At 63.5% G+C, this 16,914-nt stretch carries 17 protein-coding genes; 9 read left to right on the forward strand and 8 right to left on the reverse strand.

Annotated features, from left to right (window positions below; genetic code table 11):
• A partial coding sequence (locus L630_RS21395; protein WP_156941761.1) for a helix-turn-helix domain-containing protein occupies positions 1–275 on the reverse strand: 275 nt, incomplete at its 3' end.
• Positions 276–509: 234 nt separating this feature from the next.
• Positions 510–806 carry a SemiSWEET transporter gene (locus L630_RS0112000; RefSeq protein ID WP_024848499.1) on the reverse strand — a complete coding sequence of 99 codons (297 nt, stop codon included), beginning with the start codon at positions 804–806 and terminating at the stop codon, positions 510–512.
• Positions 807–1,025: 219 nt separating this feature from the next.
• Between L630_RS0112000 and L630_RS0112010 the strand changes: the two genes are divergently transcribed.
• Positions 1,026–2,039 (forward strand): ROK family protein, encoded by a 1,014-nt coding sequence (locus tag L630_RS0112010; protein ID WP_186441262.1) that lies wholly within the window; start codon positions 1,026–1,028, stop codon positions 2,037–2,039.
• Positions 2,040–2,106: 67 nt separating this feature from the next.
• On the opposite strand, the gene L630_RS0112015 is transcribed toward L630_RS0112010, so the two are convergent.
• Both L630_RS0112015 and L630_RS21400 read right to left on the reverse strand, forming a co-directional pair.
• Positions 2,107–3,075: a YihY/virulence factor BrkB family protein gene (locus L630_RS0112015; protein WP_024848501.1), complete on the reverse strand. Its 969-nt coding sequence runs from the start codon at positions 3,073–3,075 to the stop codon at positions 2,107–2,109.
• A gap of 41 nt (positions 3,076–3,116) precedes the next feature.
• Positions 3,117–3,455, reverse strand: a complete 339-nt coding sequence (locus L630_RS21400; RefSeq protein WP_034330191.1) for a hypothetical protein — start codon at positions 3,453–3,455, stop codon at positions 3,117–3,119.
• Between the two features lie 143 nt (positions 3,456–3,598).
• Here L630_RS21400 and L630_RS0112025 point away from each other — a divergent pair, with 143 nt between their 5' ends.
• From L630_RS0112025 to L630_RS0112050, 6 genes are all read left to right on the forward strand, one after another.
• Positions 3,599–4,180: a biliverdin-producing heme oxygenase gene (locus L630_RS0112025; protein WP_144708651.1), complete on the forward strand. Its 582-nt coding sequence runs from the start codon at positions 3,599–3,601 to the stop codon at positions 4,178–4,180.
• On the forward strand, positions 4,161–6,293 hold the full coding sequence (locus L630_RS0112030; RefSeq protein WP_034330212.1) for a histidine kinase dimerization/phosphoacceptor domain -containing protein: 2,133 nt from the start codon (positions 4,161–4,163) through the stop codon (positions 6,291–6,293). The genes L630_RS0112025 and L630_RS0112030 overlap by 20 nt, the downstream gene beginning before the upstream one ends.
• Positions 6,294–6,358: 65 nt before the next feature.
• A complete protein-coding gene (locus L630_RS0112035) occupies positions 6,359–6,739 on the forward strand; it encodes a hypothetical protein (RefSeq protein ID WP_186441264.1) in 381 nt (126 codons plus the stop codon).
• Between the two features lie 203 nt (positions 6,740–6,942).
• Positions 6,943–7,332, forward strand: coding sequence for a response regulator (locus L630_RS0112040; RefSeq protein WP_024848505.1), 390 nt, complete (start codon positions 6,943–6,945; stop codon positions 7,330–7,332).
• A gap of 18 nt (positions 7,333–7,350) precedes the next feature.
• On the forward strand, positions 7,351–7,587 hold the full coding sequence (locus L630_RS0112045; protein ID WP_024848506.1) for a hypothetical protein: 237 nt from the start codon (positions 7,351–7,353) through the stop codon (positions 7,585–7,587).
• Complete coding sequence (locus L630_RS0112050; protein ID WP_024848507.1) at positions 7,584–10,358, forward strand: sensor histidine kinase; 2,775 nt, start codon at positions 7,584–7,586, stop codon at positions 10,356–10,358. The genes L630_RS0112045 and L630_RS0112050 overlap by 4 nt, the downstream gene beginning before the upstream one ends.
• Before the next feature lie 2 nt (positions 10,359–10,360).
• Here the strand turns inward: L630_RS0112050 and hdaA are convergent, their stop codons facing one another.
• The 3 genes from hdaA to L630_RS0112065 are packed head-to-tail and all read right to left on the reverse strand — an operon-like array spanning position 10,361 to position 12,726.
• Positions 10,361–11,053 carry a DnaA regulatory inactivator HdaA gene (hdaA, locus tag L630_RS0112055; RefSeq protein ID WP_024848508.1) on the reverse strand — a complete coding sequence of 231 codons (693 nt, stop codon included), beginning with the start codon at positions 11,051–11,053 and terminating at the stop codon, positions 10,361–10,363.
• 13 nt (positions 11,054–11,066) lie between these two features.
• Complete coding sequence (locus L630_RS0112060; RefSeq protein WP_024848509.1) at positions 11,067–12,197, reverse strand: AI-2E family transporter; 1,131 nt, start codon at positions 12,195–12,197, stop codon at positions 11,067–11,069.
• A complete protein-coding gene (locus L630_RS0112065; RefSeq protein ID WP_024848510.1) occupies positions 12,178–12,726 on the reverse strand; it encodes a CDP-alcohol phosphatidyltransferase family protein in 549 nt (182 codons plus the stop codon). The genes L630_RS0112060 and L630_RS0112065 overlap by 20 nt, the downstream gene beginning before the upstream one ends.
• Before the next feature lie 193 nt (positions 12,727–12,919).
• Between L630_RS0112065 and purM the strand changes: the two genes are divergently transcribed.
• Positions 12,920–13,984 (forward strand): phosphoribosylformylglycinamidine cyclo-ligase, encoded by a 1,065-nt coding sequence (gene purM / locus L630_RS0112070; RefSeq protein WP_024848511.1) that lies wholly within the window; start codon positions 12,920–12,922, stop codon positions 13,982–13,984.
• Positions 13,981–14,679, forward strand: a complete 699-nt coding sequence (gene purN, locus L630_RS0112075) for a phosphoribosylglycinamide formyltransferase (RefSeq protein WP_024848512.1) — start codon at positions 13,981–13,983, stop codon at positions 14,677–14,679. The genes purM and purN overlap by 4 nt, the downstream gene beginning before the upstream one ends.
• Positions 14,680–14,719: 40 nt before the next feature.
• Here the strand turns inward: purN and L630_RS0112080 are convergent, their stop codons facing one another.
• Positions 14,720–16,873, reverse strand: a complete 2,154-nt coding sequence (locus L630_RS0112080; RefSeq protein WP_024848513.1) for a molybdopterin oxidoreductase family protein — start codon at positions 16,871–16,873, stop codon at positions 14,720–14,722.
• Between the last annotated feature and the right edge of the window lie 41 nt (positions 16,874–16,914).

The raw sequence follows: 16,914 nt of genomic DNA on the forward strand, positions 1-16,914 counted from the left end.
CTGATCTTGCGCGCACCCCAGTGCGGTTTCTCCTTCTTGCAGCGAACGATCATCGCCTCGACCGCAGCGGGCAACTGATTGGCGTAGCGCACCGGTCGCCGCGACCGGTCCGTCAACGCATCAATGCCATCCTCCTTGTAGCGATTGAAGATCTTGTAACCGGTCTTGCGCGAAATGCCGAAGTCCCGACACACCTCGCTCATCCCTTCGCCCTCCAGCAAGCGGGCGACAAATCGAAGACGCTCATCCATCACCGAAGTCTCTCTCCACGGCATCGGCACCTCCCGGCCCAAACCGAAAAGTGTAACCCATGTCTCCGGTACGAAATGTCACCTATCTCTCAGGTCGGGCAAAGGTCTTAGCGCGCCGCCCGGCGAACAGGTCTTCTTCCCCCTCAGATGAAGCTTGCATAGGCTACCCGCCTAGTGACGGGCGGCAGCAGGATTCTCGGGAAGTAGCCCGCAGAAAGCGAGCCTCATTCTGCTGAAACGTTGACCTTCCCTCTCGGATCACGCCTCAGGATCCAGCACATCGGCAACTTTGTCCCGCTGTCGCGCCGGCAGCAGCGTCATCGTCAGGATGAAGGCTGACAGGAAGAAGCACACCGTGTTGGTGAGGATGATCGGCCATTCGACGCGCAGGATGCCGAAGACGGTCCACAGCGCAAAACCTGCCACCGTCACCGAATACATGCGCCGGGAGATCGCGTGCGTGTCGCGCGTCTTGATCACCTTCCAGGCCTGAGGAACGAAGCTCGTCATCGAGCAAAGAGAGGCGAGGTAGCCAATCGCGAGGGTCAGATCCATGCGGTAGCCTCCGGGGCACTTGGGCGCACAAGGACCTTACGCAGCCGTCGCAGGCTGATTCTCATCTGCTTCATCTGGGTCATATTCGGCGAACCGGCCTGTCGCGCCGTTGTTCCCCTTGAACGTGCGGTTCATCCGCATCAACTTCTTTCCGCATCCTGCGGAACCACCCCCGCCCTCCGAATGTTGCTGTGCGGATTGCACCAAACGCAGGACATGATGACCCACGGGCGCGCCATCCTCCCCCACCTCGAAGTTCTGGGCTACAGTCTGACGCTGAAGGACCGAAGCGGTTTCATCGGCGACCGCGCGAGCAACCGCGCCTTCTTCTCGATCCTCGACGAACTGCGTGAACCGCTTTGCGAGGCGGGAACCGACCCGTTCGACAACAGGGCGACGGAGGACCTGACCCTCAACGATATCGACGCCGCATGGGACGCAGGTGACGTGTTCGCGGCTGGCGTGGTGTTTTCGGCGGTGGAAGAGTTTGCGCAGCGTCTGGCGCGCGTCGTGCGTGCCTACCGCCTGGCTGACGAGCACTGGGCCAAGGTCGGACGCATCGCGGTCGGCGGCGGCTTGCGCGATAGCCGCATTGGCGAGATTGCCATTGGCCGCACCACCGCCATCCTGCGGTTCGAGGGGATCACCGTCGATCTCGTGCCGATCACACAGGACCCGGACGAGGCCGCATTGCTCGGGGGACTGCGCCTCATCGAGGAAGAAAAGCTGCATGGCTTCTCGCAGATGCTCGCCGTCGATATCGGCGGCTCGAGCATTCGCGCCGGCCTGATCGAGTTTTCACCGAAGGCCCCGCACGATCTGTCCGAAGCCGCGGTTATTGCGCTCGACCAGTGGAAGTATGCGGAAGAGGACGAGGAGCCGAGCTGCGACGCGGCGGTCGAGCGTCTTGCGCAGATGCTGGGCGAGCTGAAGGCGAAAGCTGGCAAGAAGCTTGCCCCCTACCTCACCCTCGCCTGCCCCGGCTGTATTCTCGATGACGGAGGCATCCGCGACGGCGCACAGAACCTGCCGGGCGACTGGGAAGCCGATGACTTCCGCCTGCCGGAAGCACTCGCCGCGCATCTGGGCGTCGAGTTCGAAATCGTCATGCACAACGATGCGGTCGTGCAGGGACTGAGCGAAGCCGACCAGATGCAAGAAAATAACTGCTGGGCCGTCATTACGATCGGGACCGGGCTTGGCAACGCCGTCTACCGCAACCGGGACGCTTAGCCTGCTCGTCCACTCCAGTAATGTATGCTTCTGCCCCCCTCCGATCTCAAACAATCGGGAGTTCGGCCTATTCTATCGGCGCGACGGTATCCGCTACGGCGGCTCCGCGTTCGCCCATCGGCCGATCGGGACCGTGCGTCGTGTCGATAGCGGTCTGATGTTCCAGCTCGGCATTAAGCTCCGCGCCGACGAGCAAGATGATGACGGAGATCCACGTCCAGATCATGAAACCGATCACGGCGCCCAGCGAGCCATAGGTCGCGTTATAGTTGGCGAAGTTCTCCAGGTACCAAGAGAAGCCGATCGACACGACGAGCCAGAAGATGGCTGCAAGTGCCGAGCCCCAACTCACCCACCGCCATTTGGCCTTCCTGCGGCTCGGCGCCCAGCGGTAGATGAGCGAGAAGACGAGCGCCACCGCCACCAGCATCAGCGGCCAGCGCAGGATTCGGATCAGAAGTTCGGTGATGCCTTGGAGATGAAGAAAAGCAAGCACCGCCGGCACGACGCCGATCAGGATGATGAAGAAGATCGCCGCAACCAGTCCACCGAGCGTGAACGCCAGCGACATCAGGTTGTACTTGATGAAGCCGCGCTTCTCATCCTCCTCGTAGACCACGTTCATCGCGTCGAAGATTGCCTTCATGCCGCTGTTGGCGCTCCACAGCGCGACGAGCAGACCGAAGATGAAACCGAAGCTGAGTGCGCCCGCATCCTGCCGCGCCAGTGACTGCAACTGCGTTTCGATGAGGTCGGCGCCGTCCGCTGGAAGAACGCCGTCCAAAACGTCGAGATGCTCTGCGACGGTCAGCGGGTCAGCGACAAAGCCGTAGATCGAGACGAAGGCCGCGAGCGCGGGAAAGAGCGCGAGAAGCAGGTAGAAGGTCACACCCGCCGCGGTCAGCATGATCCGGTCCTGAGAGACCTCACTTACTACCCGTTTGATGACCGACCACCAGCCTCTGACCGGTATCGCTCCGGGGCTGTGGGCATCGCGCCCATGCGCGTCGCGTTCAAGGGAAGCGTCAGAGACCATCTATTACTCCGGCAGCAGGATCTTGTTATGGCTGGCGCGCTTCACGCCGCAACGATGATCACGGCCAGCACCACCAGCGAAAACGCGATTGCAGCCGCCAGGATCCATGTCTGCCGCTGGCGCTTCTCCCGAGCGGCTCTTTCCGGTTCAAACATGCGCATCGCAGTGGCATCGGTGCCGTGGTGATCCGACCGGTCTGGATTGTATTGGGCAGCGCGATCGAGCCGCACACTCTCTTCATCGAGGGGTGTGCCACCCGCCTCACCGTCGGTTTCCATCGGGGCTGCTGCCGGGTCGAAACCCGGCTTCTTGTCGCCGCTCCTGCCGCGCTGGATGTCGCCGCGAATGTTCGCTGCCGTTTCTCTTTCGGATGAAGTCATGACTCTTTCCTTTTTGAGACCGAGCAAGCGGAAGATGTTTTTGTTCCCGCACCTTGCGACAGGGCGTCGTAGGAAGATTGTCCCCACGGGGTATCCGCGCCGCGACTTTTGCGGCATTGTGGCCCCCGAGAGGGAGGCTGCGAATGGAATTGCCCCGACTGACGGACCGGCCGGCCCTGAGCCATCTCAGGCTCGCGACCGGAGAACTTCATCGGCGCCTTGAAGATCGGTTTGACGCGGTAATGGCGCTTGGTGATCCGGACCGACGGCCGCAGATCGTCGCCCGCTATCAGAGGCTCTACAGTGGAGCCTTTCAGACCCTCATGCCGTGGCTGTCGAGCATCGCGGGCCTGGAAATGGAGCGGCGCGCGGCGCTGCGCTGGCCTGAAGGATTTATAGGGCAGGAAGCAGAAAGTCCCTTCCCGAAGCCGACCAATACCCACGAGGCGCTTGGGCTGCTCTATGTCATCGAGGGATCGACACTTGGGGGGCGGCTGATCCTGAAGGCGCTAGCGCGAAAGGGGATCATCGATCGGTCGCTGTCCTTCCTCGACCCGTATGGCAATGACTCGGCGCGCATGTGGCGCGCGGTGCTCACGGTCATCGAGCATGAGGGCCAGACCGGCCCAGCAGAACTTGAGAGCATCTGCCGCGGCGGCGTTCGCGGCTTCACCCATGCGGAAAACACGCTGTGCGGAGATGCGCATGAACTTCCAGTCGCCTGACCTCACAAGCTGCGACCGCGAGCCGATCCACATCCCGGGCTCGATCCAGCCGCATGGCGTCATGCTGGTATGCAATGCGGCTTCGGGCCGGATCGCGCACGTCGCAGGGGACGTAGAAGGCAAGCTCGGCATTACGGAATGGGCAGACGCGCAACTTGCCGATCTTCTCGGGGCAGATGTCGCAGCGTCTATCATGAACCCGGGCGAGCTTTTGCCGCGCAGCATCAGGCCACCGCACGCGGCCGATGCGTTCGATGTCAGCGTCGCCCGGCAAGAAGGCGAGTTACTCATCGAACTGGAGCCGGCCGGCCCTACGCAAGAGCTTTCGACGCTTCTTCCCCGGCTGGAGGCCGCCGTTCAGGCGTTTGACAGCGCTCGCGACCTGACCGCGCTCGCGCGCGCTGCTGCGCAGGAGTTCCGGCGCCTGACCGGCTATGACCGGGTGATGGTGTACCGCTTCCTCGATGATGCCGCCGGACGCGTCATCGCGGAGGCCTCCGGCCCTGGAGCTGACTCGTTCCTCAACCACCATTTCCCGGCGAGCGACATCCCAGTACAGGCGCGCGCCCTCTACGTGCAGAACCTCGTCCGCGTCATTCCGCAGGTGGACTACGTGCCGGCGCCGCTGCGCCCCGCCCGTCCGCTTGAAAATCCGCTCGACATGAGCGACTGCGTGCTCCGCAGCGTCTCGCCCATCCACCTGCAATATCTCAGGAACATGGGCGTGGCCGCCTCCGCATCGTTCTCGATCGTCATAGACGGCGCGCTGTGGGGGCTGATCGCCTGCCACAATTTTTCGCCGCTGCAGATTCCGCTCGATGTACGATCGGGCTGCCGCGCGCTGGCGGTCAGCCTGGCGCGGCAAATCAAGGCGCGGAACAACACCGACACTTATCGCGAGCGTGTTCGCCTTCGTACCTTCGAGGACCGCATCGTCGAAATCCTCAGCCGCGAGGGCGCGATCGACGTCGCGCTGTCGAAACATCTGCGCGAAGTACAGAAGATGCTCGACGCTGATGGTGTTGCCGTCATCCGCGGCGGGGCTGTCGTTCGGGAGGGGGCCTGCCCCGGCGAAGAAGACGTGCGGATCCTGGCTGACTGGGTGGTGCGCAAGGATGGAGATCCGATATTCGCGACCCACGAACTTGAGGCGCGATCGCTCCTTTCGCCCGAAGCCGTTCCGCTCTCCGCCGGGTTGCTGGCAATGAAGCTGTCGTCCGAGCCATGGATCGTCATGTGGTTTCGTGCCGAAATCCTTGAGGAGATCAACTGGGCCGGCAATCCGCACAAGGCTGCAAACCTCGACAGCGACGGCAATCTGCGGCCGCGCGCAAGCTTCGAAGCATGGAGCGAGACGATCCGCGGCAAGGCGCGGCGCTGGAGCCTGCCGGAAATCGAGGCGGCCGAGCGGCTGTCTGTCGCGATCCGCAGCGTCTGGCAGACGCGGCAGATCCGCGATCTCAACAAGGAGCTCGTCGCTCTCCTTGAGCAGAAGGACACTTTGCTGAAGCAACGTGAATTCCTGCTCGGTGAGGTCAACCATCGCGTCCAGAACAGCCTGGCGCTGGTTGCAAGCTTTCTGTCGCTGCAGTCGCGCGAGACGGAGGAGCCGTCGACCCGGGCTGCACTCGAGGAGGCCCGACGGCGTATATCGGCCGTCTCCCTCGTCCATCGCCGCCTCTATGGCGCCAATTCGATCCGCACGGTCGAGGGCGCGCGCTATCTCGATGAACTTCTGGAGGATCTGCTGGCCGCCTCAGGCGAAGAATGGAAACAGCAGATAACGCGCGACTTCGACCCGGTGCTTTTGCCGAATGACCGGGCGATCAGCCTCGGCCTCATCGTCACCGAGCTTTTCATCAACGCGCAAAAATACGCCTACGGCGGCGCGGCAGGACCGTTGCACGTGGCGATGAAGGAGAGCGGCAGCAGGGTGATCGTCAGCGTCGGCGACCACGGTGCCGGTCGCGGCACGACGCGCACCGGTTTTGGCTCGCGTATGCTGGATGTTCTGGTCAGCCAGCTCGCCGGCACGCTCAACTACAGCGACAATCAACCCGGCACGCTGGCGACGCTGACCGCGCCGATCGATCCGATGGGGACAGGCGCCTAGTCAGAGCGCTTGTCTTCCCGCACTTTCAGTGGCATCGCAGGGGCCGACTGTTACGGAATTGCGCCTTGACCAACATAACGCCTGCGAACTCCATCCCCGTATCTTGGCTGCAGCCTCTGCCTGAAGGCTACATGATCCCGATATGGCGCTGGATCCTGTTGCCGGCAACGGCGCTGATGCTGAAGCGCCAGAAAGGCGTGTGGCGAAATGGGACGCTGCATCTCGACAGCGACAAGCTGCGCTTCGAACAGGCACGGCTGGTTAAGTCTGCTCAGGGCGCCCCGGGCTGGTCGATTCCGCTTGGCGACATCGCCGGCATTTCGTTCACGCCGGGTACGTTATCCGAGCGGCTGGAGCTTTCGACGAAAGATACCCAAGTTCGGTTCATGACGGTGCGCGCGGAACAGTTTGTCCAGCGGCTCAAGGCGGCTGTTGCAGCGGCCTGAGGCGCTGCCGGCAAGCACCCACGCGGCAGTTCCTTGCTACCGTCTGGGAGAACCTAGCAAGACTAAAGAAAGTATTTGCCGCCCATCACCATAGGTAAAATGTTTCCTGGGCCTATATTGGCTGTTGCCACTTGGCGAACTGCGATGATTGCGCTTTAGTGACAGCGGGGTCCCCTTGGGAGGAAGGGGGTGGAGGAAACGGTTTGGCTACGGACATTCTCATTGCAGAAGACGAGCCGAGCATCCTAGAGGCGCTGAGTTTCGTCCTGCAGAGAGCAGGCTGGTCGGTTCATTCCGTGACGGACGGAGAAGCCGTCATGGAGGCTGTCCTTGTGACTCAACCGCGCGTGCTGGTGCTCGATGTCATGCTGCCCAAACGGTCTGGCTTCGACGTGCTGAAGCAGATCCGGGCAAATCCGCAAACGCAAAACCTGCCAGTACTTGTCCTGACGGCAAAGGGGCAGCAGCAGGACCGACGAATCGCAGAGGAACTGGGGGCGGACATGTTCGTCACCAAGCCCTATTCCAATGCCGACGTCGTGGACGCGGTCCGCACCCTGCTCGATGTGCCGACGGCACTGGCAGGCCCATAACGCCAGGGACGCGAATCGATGACACGCCGGAAGCTCATCGCCGCTGCGCTGTTCTTCACGCTTTTCGGCGTCATCGCGCTGCTGCCACCGCTGGTGCTGCTGTTCCGCTTTGACGCGCGGATCGGCGGCGTGCCGGTGGAGACGGTCTATGTCTTTGTCCTTTGGGCGATCCTGGTGATCGGCGCGCGCTGGTTCAGCCGCGTCCTGCCGGATGACGACCAGCTGCTGCGGCACACCCAGGACCGCGAGCCATGACGCTCACCGCCGATTTCGTCATCGCCACTGCGGTCGCCTATGTCGGCCTCCTGTTCCTGGTGGCGTTCCTCGGCGACCGGCACACGCGCAACCGCCAGGGCGGGTTCCTGCGCTCGCCCTTCGTCTACACGCTGTCGATCTCCGTCTACTGCACCAGCTGGACGTTTTACGGCGCGGTCGGTACCGCCGCGCGCACCGGCCTTGAGTTCACGACAATCTATCTGGGCCCCACGCTGGTCTTCATCGGCTGGTGGTTCATCCTGCGCCGGCTGGTGCGCATCAGCCATGACCAGCGCATCACCTCGATCGCCGACCTTCTTTCGTCGCGCTTCGGCAAATCGAGCCCGCTCGGCGTGCTGGTGACGATCCTCGCTGTCATCGCCATCGCCCCCTACATCGCCCTGCAGCTCAAGGCGGTTACTTCGTCGATCCAGGCCATCGCGGGGTCGTCCGAATACGGCCACGGCAGCATCGAAGGCTGGGACGAAGTTGGCCTCGCCTTTGGTGTGGCCGCCGGCATGGCGCTGTTCACGATCCTGTTCGGCACGCGCAATGTCGACGCCAAGGAGCAGCACCACGGGGTCGTCGCGGCGATTGCGCTAGAGGCGGTCGTCAAGCTCACCGCGCTCATCGCCGTCGGCGTCTTTGTCCTCTATGCGGGCGGCGGGCTGGAAAACATCTTCACCCGCGCCGCCGAACAGGGGCTCAACATCCACGCCACCGAAACGTTCGGTGACCGCTGGATAGCCACCATGCTGCTGGCGGCTTCCGCAATCATCTGTCTGCCGCGCCAGTTCCAGGTCACGGTCGTCGAGAATTCTGACGAAAGCCACCTGCGCACCGCCAGCTGGGCGTTCCCAGCCTACATGCTGGCGATGAGCCTGTTCATCGTGCCGATCGCCCTCTATGGCCTGACAACGATGCCCGAGGGCTCCAACCCCGACATGTTTACGCTGACGCTGCCGCTGGCAGCCGGGCAGGAAGGGCTGGCGCTGTTTGCCTTCATCGGTGGCTTCTCGTCGGCGACGTCGATGATCATCCTTGAATCCATCGCCCTGTCGATCATGGTGTCCAACCATATCGTCGTGCCGGTGATGTTGCGCTTCAGCGCCGACGACAGCCCCGGCGACGGGCTCGGCGTGCGCCGCCTGATCCTCAACGCGCGGCGGTTGTCGATCCTGCTGATCCTGTTCCTCGGCTTCAGTTATTTCTCGCTTACCCGCACGTCCGATGCGCTGGCGCCGATCGGCCTGATCTCGTTCGCCGGCGTCGCGCAGTTCCTGCCGGCCATCCTCGCCGCGCTGTTCTGGCGCGACGCGTCGACCAAGGCGGCAGTGGCGGGCGTGACGATCGGCTTCATTGTGTGGTTCTGGTCGAGCTTCCTGCCGTCCTTCGCCTCCTCGTCGCCGATGGTCGCCGAGATCATGCAGAACGGCCCCGCCGGCCTCACCTGGCTGCGCCCGCAAGCGTTGTTCGGCCTCGACCGGCTCGATCCCCTCGCACACGCGGTGTTCTGGAGCCTGTTCCTCAACACGACGGTGCTGATCGTCGGCTCGCTCATCACCAGCCAGTCGGCGCTGGAGCACGTGCAGGCAGCGATCTTCCTCAATGTCGCCCGTCATGGCTCCGGCGAGCCGAACCCGCTCCGCGGCTCGGCCACCGCGGACGACCTATTCCTCGTCGCGCGGCGCGTGCTTGGTCACCAGCGCGCTTTTGACCTTTTCCGGGAGGAAGCGCGACAGACGGGGACGGCCTGGACCAGCATCGAACCGAGCCCGAACTTCATCCACCGCCTCGAACGCGAGCTCGCAGGCTCGATTGGCGCGGCCTCCGCGCACGTGATGCTGTCCAAGGTGGTTTCCGGTGGTGTCATCTCGCTGGAAGAAGTGATGCAGATGGCCGACGAGACGCAGCAGGCGATCGAGCATTCGCAGGCGCTGGAACGCGCCTCTGCGCAGCTACGTGCCACCGCTGAAAAGCTCGAAGTCGCGAACCGGCAACTGCGGCTGGTCGACCAGCAGAAGGACGAGTTCTTGAGTCAGGTGAGCCATGAGGTGCGCACGCCGATGACGGCGATCCGCGCCTTCTCGGAAATCCTGCTCTCGGAAGACGAACTTGACCAGGCCGCCAGCCGGAAGTTCATTTCCACGATCCACAAGGAGAGCCTGCGCCTCACCTCGCTGCTCGACGAAATCCTCGACCTGTCGGCGCTGGAACGCGGCGAGCGGGTGTGGGAAAGCCGGCCGATCAATGCCGAAGAGACACTCGATCAGGCGATGCGCGTGTGCGACGCCCTCGCCCGCCAGAACCGGACACGGATGGTGAGTGGCCCCCGCGCCAGTGTGGCCATCGTCTCGGCAGACGCCGACCGCCTCAGCCAGGTGCTGATCAACCTGATTTCCAATGCGATCAAGTACAACGACGCGGAGAATCCGGAGGTGGTGATCCGCTCCAGGATCGACGGCGAACAATACATCATCGAAGTGGCTGACAACGGATCCGGCATTCCGGAGGAGGAGCGCGGCCGCATCTTCGATAAGTTCTACCGCGGCCGAAATGGCGAGGCGACGTCCTACGCGGGTGCCGGCCTCGGCCTGCCGATCAGCCAGCAGATCATTGCGCGCATGCGTGGCACGCTCGAACTGGTGCCGAAAACGACCGTCGGCGCATGTTTCCGCGCCACCCTGCCACTAGCAGAGCATGAGAAGCCATCAGAGCCGGAAGAGGAAGCGCGCAAGCCGGCTTCAGAGCGCCTGCGGACAAGCGCCTGAACCTAGACGTCGAGATTGGTCTGGCCGCCGTCCCACTGCGCGACGATTTCGGCAGCCAGCGCACGGCTGACGCGGCACTTGCGCTCAAGCGCGACACGGTCGAGGCGGGCCACTGCTTCCATCGCGGCCGACAGCGATCGCTCGATGCGGCGGACGAGGAACTGAACGACATGCCGTTCGACCTCTACCTGCCGGTCTGCAAAAAGCTTCGTCACCACCGCCATCATCAGCATGTCGTCCGGCTCGTGGATCTCCACGGTCGTCACCGCCTTCAGGCGGGAGGCAAGGTCCGGCAGCCTGACGCCCCAGGCCTGTGGAAAGCGGCGCGAGACGATCAGCAGACTGGTCCCGTTCTGTCGGACAGCATTGATCAGGTGGAACATCCCGACCTCATCGAGCGGGGCGCTGTCGAGGTCGTCGACCAGCACCGGTCCCCGCTCGGCAGCCTCGACGCCCTCCTCGCCGATCCGGTCGGGGCTGATGGCCTGCGCTCCCGAGACCTCGCGCCAAATGGCGGCAAGGTGCGTCTTGCCTGATCCGGGCGGCCCGGCAAGCACGACGACGGGCGCTGGCCAGTCGGGCCAGCGGTCAATCAGAGCGACAGCCTGTTCGTTCGATGGCCCCACCACGAGGTCATCGCGATTGTGTGCGGCGTCCAGAACGAGATCCAGAGGAAGTTGTAATGGCTTTTGCACGACAAGTTGGCTCTTAGTTTTCGCGCGCCACGCCGTGACCGCGATACATGGGCGATTCCAGGTAGCGCCTTAGCATGAAACGAACGATCACACCGACCGCAGCCGCGGCTGGTACCGCTATCAACAGGCCCACGAAGCCAAAAAGTGCACCGAAGGCCACCAGCGCGAACATCAGCCAGACCGGGTGAAGGCCAACACTCTTTCCGACCAGGTTGGGCTGCAGGATGTTACCCTCGAAGAACTGGCCCGCAAAGAAGACCACGGCGACCGCCACGATCCACTGCCACTCCGGCCAGAACTGCACGGCGGCGACGCCGAGCGACAGCACCAGGCCGATGAGAGAGCCCACATACGGAATGAAACTGATAAGGCCGGCAAACAGTCCGATCAGCAGGCCGAAGTTGAGGCCAACCAGTGTCAGCCCGAGCGCATAGAAGGCACCCAAGATGAGGCAGACGGTGCCCTGCCCGCGCACGAAGCCTGCGACCGCCGTGTCGATCTCGAGGGCCAACTCGCGCACAGTGTGCAGGTGATCGCGCGGCACCCAGCTATCGACGCGAGCCACCATCTTGTCCCAGTCGATCAGCATGTAGAAGGCAACAACCGGCGTGATCACGAACAAGCCGGCAATGTCGATCAGCGTCTTGCCGGAGCTCCAGATCGAGCCGAACAGCGTGCTGACAAAGCCCGTGCCCTGGTTGAGTAAAGAGTTGATGCCATCGCGCAGCGATGCCGGGTTTACCCCGAGGCGCTCGCTCAGCCACTCCGCGTCGAAGCTGGTCACCAGTGTCTGGAGGCTGGACAGATACTCCGGCAGCTTGGCGAGGAAGTCGGTGAGCTGGGTGACGAGGATCGGAATGACCAGCATCAGCCCCAGCACCAGCAGGATCAGGAACATCACCAGGATAACGATCGCCGAGGCGATGCGCGACAAGCCCCAGCGCTCCAGCCGGTCCGCCACCGGGTCGAGGAAGTAGGCCAGGATCATGCCGGCGAAGAACGGCAGCAGGACTGACGAGAAGATGTATAGAAAGCCGATGAAGATCGTTGCAGCGACCAGCCAGAAGATGACCTGACGGCGCCAGGCCGACGCCACCATTGCTTCCGCCATCTGGTTTTCGATGTCACCGTTGCGATTGTTCATGGTGACCCATGTGCCTCAGCCATTGCACGAGATAGGCCGCTGCGGAAGCGACGGTCAAGAGGCCGCAGACAATGACAAGGCCGAGGCGCAGTGGGCCAAAGGCGGTTTCGAAGCCAAGCTCAGCCAGCACCACGATCGCCAGTACGATCTGGGCAGCGGTGTTTGCCTTGGAAACCATCAGCGGCTTCACGTCGACGGGCTGGCCCATGACGCTGGACAGCAGCACGGCGGCGATGATCAGCGCATCGCGCGAGACGACCACGATGACGAACCACAGCGGCAGCTCCTTCATCAGGCCGAGGGCAAGGAAGACAGTCACCAGCAGGATCTTGTCGGCCATCGGGTCGAGATAGGCGCCAAGTTCGGTGCGCTGGTTGAAGTGCCGCGCGACGAAGCCATCGATTGCATCAGATAGGCCGGCGGTGACGAAAAAGATCAACGCCCAGACGACGTTGTCGCTGGCCAGCGCCCAGACCACCGCCGGCACCAGCAGGAAACGAAACACCGTGATCAGATTGGCTATGGTCAAACTGGCAACTGGCTCCTCGCGCGGCGGGGTCGCGATGGCATATACATGAGGTGGTAGCCAATATGGATCAAGTGCGGCCCACGGTGGCCGCTTTCCACGGCTTTCACCCGCCACGCGACACAGCCGACGCTTGCGGCAGCGGGTGGATCATGCGAAGAGCCCGCATCGGCAATACCATCAAGGTGGACGCGCCATGAGCGACGAGAATAACGGCCTCACCTACAGCCAGGCAGGCGTCGACATCGACGCAGGAAACGAGCTGGTCGAGAAGATCAAGCCAATGGTCCGGTCGACGAGACGGCCGGGTGCGGATGGCGAAATCGGCGGATTCGGCGGCCTGTTCGACCTGCGGGCAGCAGGTTTCAACGATCCGGTTCTCGTGGCTGCGAATGATGGCGTCGGCACCAAGCTGAAAGTGGCGATCGAGGCCAACAAGCACGACACCGTCGGCATCGACCTCGTCGCCATGTGCGTCAACGACCTCGTCGTCCAGGGCGCAGAGCCGCTGTTCTTTCTCGACTATTTTGCGACCGGCAAGCTCGACCCCGAGCAGGGCGCATCGATCGTCGGCGGCATCGCGGAAGGCTGCCGCCAGGCTGGTTGCGCGCTGATCGGCGGCGAGACGGCCGAAATGCCGGGTATGTACTCGGAAGGCGACTATGACCTCGCCGGCTTCGCGGTGGGCGCGGCAGAGCGCGGCGCACTGCTGCCGACCAACGACATCGTCGAGGGCGACGTGCTGCTCGGCCTCGCCTCCTCGGGGGTCCACTCGAACGGCTTCTCGCTCGTGCGCCGCATCGTCGAGCGCTCCGGCCTTTCGTGGAACGACCCTGCCCCGTTCGACAAGCACAAGACGCTCGGCGAGGCGCTGCTGACGCCGACGCGCATCTATGTGAAGTCGATCCTGCAGGCGATCCGCTCGACCCACGGTATCAAGGCGCTGGCGCACATCACCGGCGGCGGCTTCCCCGAAAACATGCCTCGCGTGCTGCCGAAGGACTATGCCGCGGAACTCGATCTCGAGGCAATCAGTGTCCCGAAGGTGTTCTCCTGGCTTGCCAGCACCGGCGGTGTCGCGCACCATGAGATGATGCGCACGTTCAACTGCGGCATCGGCATGGTTCTCGTCGTGGCAGCCGGCCAGGCGGCACAGGTTGCCGCCGTGCTGACGCAGGCCGGCGAGACCGTCACGACCATCGGCCGGATCCTTCCGCGCCGTGATGCCGGCGTCGTCTACCGGGGAGAAATCGGGCTTTGACCACGCAGAAAAAACGCGTTGCGGTTCTCATTTCAGGGCGCGGCTCCAACATGCTGGCCCTGCTCGAGGCTGCAGGCGATCCGAACTACCCGGCGGAGATCGTCGGCGTGATTTCGGATAATCCGGACGCAAAGGGGCTCGCCATCGCGTCCGCGCATGGCATTTCGACGGCTGCCTTCCCGCGCCGCGACTATCCAAGCAAGGAAGCGCACGACGCGGCGATTGACGCTGAGCTCGAGCGCCTTGAGGCGGACATTGTCTGCCTCGCCGGATACATGCGGCTGCTCACGCCGGGCTTTGCGCGCAAGTGGGCAGGCAAGATGGTGAACATCCATCCGTCGCTGCTGCCGCTATTCAAGGGCCTCGACACGCACAACCGCGCCATCGAGAGCGGCATGCGCGTGCATGGCTGCTCGATCCACTTCGTCACGCCCGAGCTGGATGACGGCCCGGTGATCGCGCAGGCAGTCGTCCCAATCCTGCCGACCGACAACGCGGACAGCCTCGCGGCGCGCGTGCTGACCGTCGAGCACAAGCTCTATCCGCTGGCCGTGAGGCTGCTTGCTCTCGGCAAGGCGCGGATGGAGAACGACAAGGCGGTCCTGACGGGCGTTGCGGCCGAAGGCGCGCTGATGTCTCCGGGTTCAGCCCCGGACGACGTCGACATCGAAAGCCTAGCGCGGATGACGCCGTAAAGTTTCAAAGGAGCGGTCCCCGGACTGCTCCTTTTTCGTTTCAGCCGCTCACAAGGCTGATGGCCGGTTCTTCCAGCTCGGCCGCCACATCCAGCGCACGCACCCAGACCCGGTTGTCGTGGAAGGCCGCACCGCCACAAGGTGCAGCCGCATCCGCGCCGGTAAGCACGTTGATACCCTCCCCGCGCTCGTGGGCCGAGTTCGGCCAGATGCCTTCCGCAATCACGACGCCGCGCTTGACGCCGTCGAACAGCTTCGCATGCAGCACGACTTCTCCGCGCGTGTTGCCGATCTCGACGCGCGCGCCGTCGGCAATACGGAGCCGGGCCGCGTCCTCCGGGTGAAGCATCAGCTCGGGGCGCCCTTCCCGCTTGAAGGAGCCGGGCGTCTCGGTGAAGGTCGAGTTGAGGAAGGTGCGCGCTGGCGACGTCGCCAGCCGGAACGGATGCTCCTCGTCGGCAACCTCGATCAGGTCGACATGGTCCGGGAACTCCGGCAGCGCCTTAAATGGCCCCTGAAGGCCGATCGAGCGCGGCGGCGTGTTCGGAACCGCGGTGCTCTCCCACTGCGGGCGGAAGCGGAACTTTCCATCGGGATGGCCGAAGCCGTTGATGTAGTGCGCTGTCTCGAATTCCGGCTGGACGTCGACCCAACGGTTTTCCTTCAGCGACTCGTAGGTGCCGTAGTTGTGGCGCCCGAGAATGCGGTCGATGTGCTCGCGCTCGGTGAGGCCGAAGCCCGGCTGATCGGCGACGCCAAGGCGCTTCGCCAGTTCCTCGATGACATAGAGGTTCGTGCGCGGGCCTTCCGGCGGATCGATCAGCTTGGGCCCAAGCACAATGTACTGGTGGCCACCGCCCTTGTAGATGTCGTCGTGCTCCAGGAACATCGTGGCCGGCAGGACGACATCAGCGAGCTTCGCCGTGTCGGTTATGAACTGTTCGTGCACGCAGGTGAAGAGGTCGTCGCGGAGAAAACCCTGTTTCACCAGCCGCTGCTCGGGGCAGACATTGGCGGGATTGGTGTTCTGGATGAGCAATGCCGTCACCGGGGGCCCGCCATGCAGTGCCTCGGAATCGCCGGTGAGCACCCGGCCGATCTGCGACTGGTCGAGATGGCGGACGCGCGGGTCCTTCATCTTGATACCCTCGACCGTCGACAGGTCGAGGCGGTAGATCGCGCCGTTATTGTGGAAGGCGCCGCCGCCCTCGTACTGCCAGCAGCCGGTGACCGCGGCGATTGAAGCCGCCGCATGCATGTTCACCGCGCCGTTACGCTGGCGGGCAAAGCCATAGCCAAGACGGAAGAAGGTGCGCTTGGTCGTTCCGACGAGACGGGCAAAATCTTCGATCTCCTGGACCGACAGGCCGGTTATCGCCGACGCCCATTCCGGGGTGCGGGTGCGCAGATGTGCTTCCAGCCCACGCGGATCGTCGGTGTACTTTTCGAGATACTCCCAGTCGGCGTAGCCATCGCGGAAGAGCACATGCATTACTGCGCAAGCGAGCGCGCCGTCGGTGCCGGGCTTCAAGATCAGGCCCATGTCGGCCTGCTTCATCGTGGCGTTGTCGTAGATGTCGATGACGACAATCTTCGCGCCACGTTCCTTGCGGGCGCGGATGGCATGGGTCATCACGTTGACCTGGGTCGCCACCGCATTGGTGCCCCAGATGACGACGCAGTCCGACTTTGCCATCTCGCGCGGATCAGGGCCAGCAAGCCGACCCGTGCCCATCACGTAGCCGGTCCAGGCGAGGTTGGTGCAGATCGTGCTGAAGAAGCCTGAATACTTCTTCGCGTGCCGCAGCCGATTGATCGAATCGCGCTGCACGAGGCCCATCGTGCCGGCGTAGTAGTAGGGCCAGACGGTTTCGGAGCCGTAGCGAGCCTCCGCCTCGAGAAACTTCTCGGCAACGAGGTCGAGTGCGGCTTCCCAGCTCGCTTCCTTCCAGTTGCCCTCGCCCTTGGCGCCGGCGCGGATCAGCGGCTTCAGCAGCCGGTCGGGATGATGAACCCGCTCGGCATAGCGCGCGACCTTGGCGCAGATGACGCCGGCCGTGTAGTCGTTGCCCTTGGCGCCATGGATGCGACCGATGGTGCGCTTGTCGATGATCTCGACGTCGAGCGCACAGGTCGAAGGGCAGTCATGCGGGCACGCAGAGTGCCCGACGCGGATCTCGGAGGCTATGTTCATCATTGCAAACTAGCGGAATTCGCGGCCACGGAGTAGAGCCA

The sequence above is a fragment of the Aminobacter sp. J41 genome (genome assembly GCF_000526635.1).
GTDB lineage: Bacteria > Pseudomonadota > Alphaproteobacteria > Rhizobiales > Rhizobiaceae > Aerobium.

Excerpts from the sequence above, each read along its gene's own strand:
- L630_RS0112060 (WP_024848509.1), bottom strand. The coding sequence starts at position 12,197 with ATGAACAATCGCAACGGTGACATCGAAAACCAGATGGCGGAAGCAATG.
- L630_RS0112045 (WP_024848506.1), top strand. The coding sequence starts at position 7,351 with ATGACACGCCGGAAGCTCATCGCCGCTGCGCTGTTCTTCACGCTTTTC.
- L630_RS0112030 (WP_034330212.1), top strand. The coding sequence starts at position 4,161 with ATGAACTTCCAGTCGCCTGACCTCACAAGCTGCGACCGCGAGCCGATC.
- L630_RS0112050 (WP_024848507.1), top strand. The coding sequence starts at position 7,584 with ATGACGCTCACCGCCGATTTCGTCATCGCCACTGCGGTCGCCTATGTC.
- L630_RS0112010 (WP_186441262.1), top strand. The coding sequence starts at position 1,026 with ATGACCCACGGGCGCGCCATCCTCCCCCACCTCGAAGTTCTGGGCTAC.
- L630_RS0112000 (WP_024848499.1), bottom strand. The coding sequence starts at position 806 with ATGGATCTGACCCTCGCGATTGGCTACCTCGCCTCTCTTTGCTCGATG.
- L630_RS0112080 (WP_024848513.1), bottom strand. The coding sequence starts at position 16,873 with ATGAACATAGCCTCCGAGATCCGCGTCGGGCACTCTGCGTGCCCGCAT.
- L630_RS21400 (WP_034330191.1), bottom strand. The coding sequence starts at position 3,455 with ATGACTTCATCCGAAAGAGAAACGGCAGCGAACATTCGCGGCGACATC.
- L630_RS0112025 (WP_144708651.1), top strand. The coding sequence starts at position 3,599 with ATGGAATTGCCCCGACTGACGGACCGGCCGGCCCTGAGCCATCTCAGG.
- purM (WP_024848511.1), top strand. The coding sequence starts at position 12,920 with ATGAGCGACGAGAATAACGGCCTCACCTACAGCCAGGCAGGCGTCGAC.
- L630_RS0112015 (WP_024848501.1), bottom strand. The coding sequence starts at position 3,075 with ATGGTCTCTGACGCTTCCCTTGAACGCGACGCGCATGGGCGCGATGCC.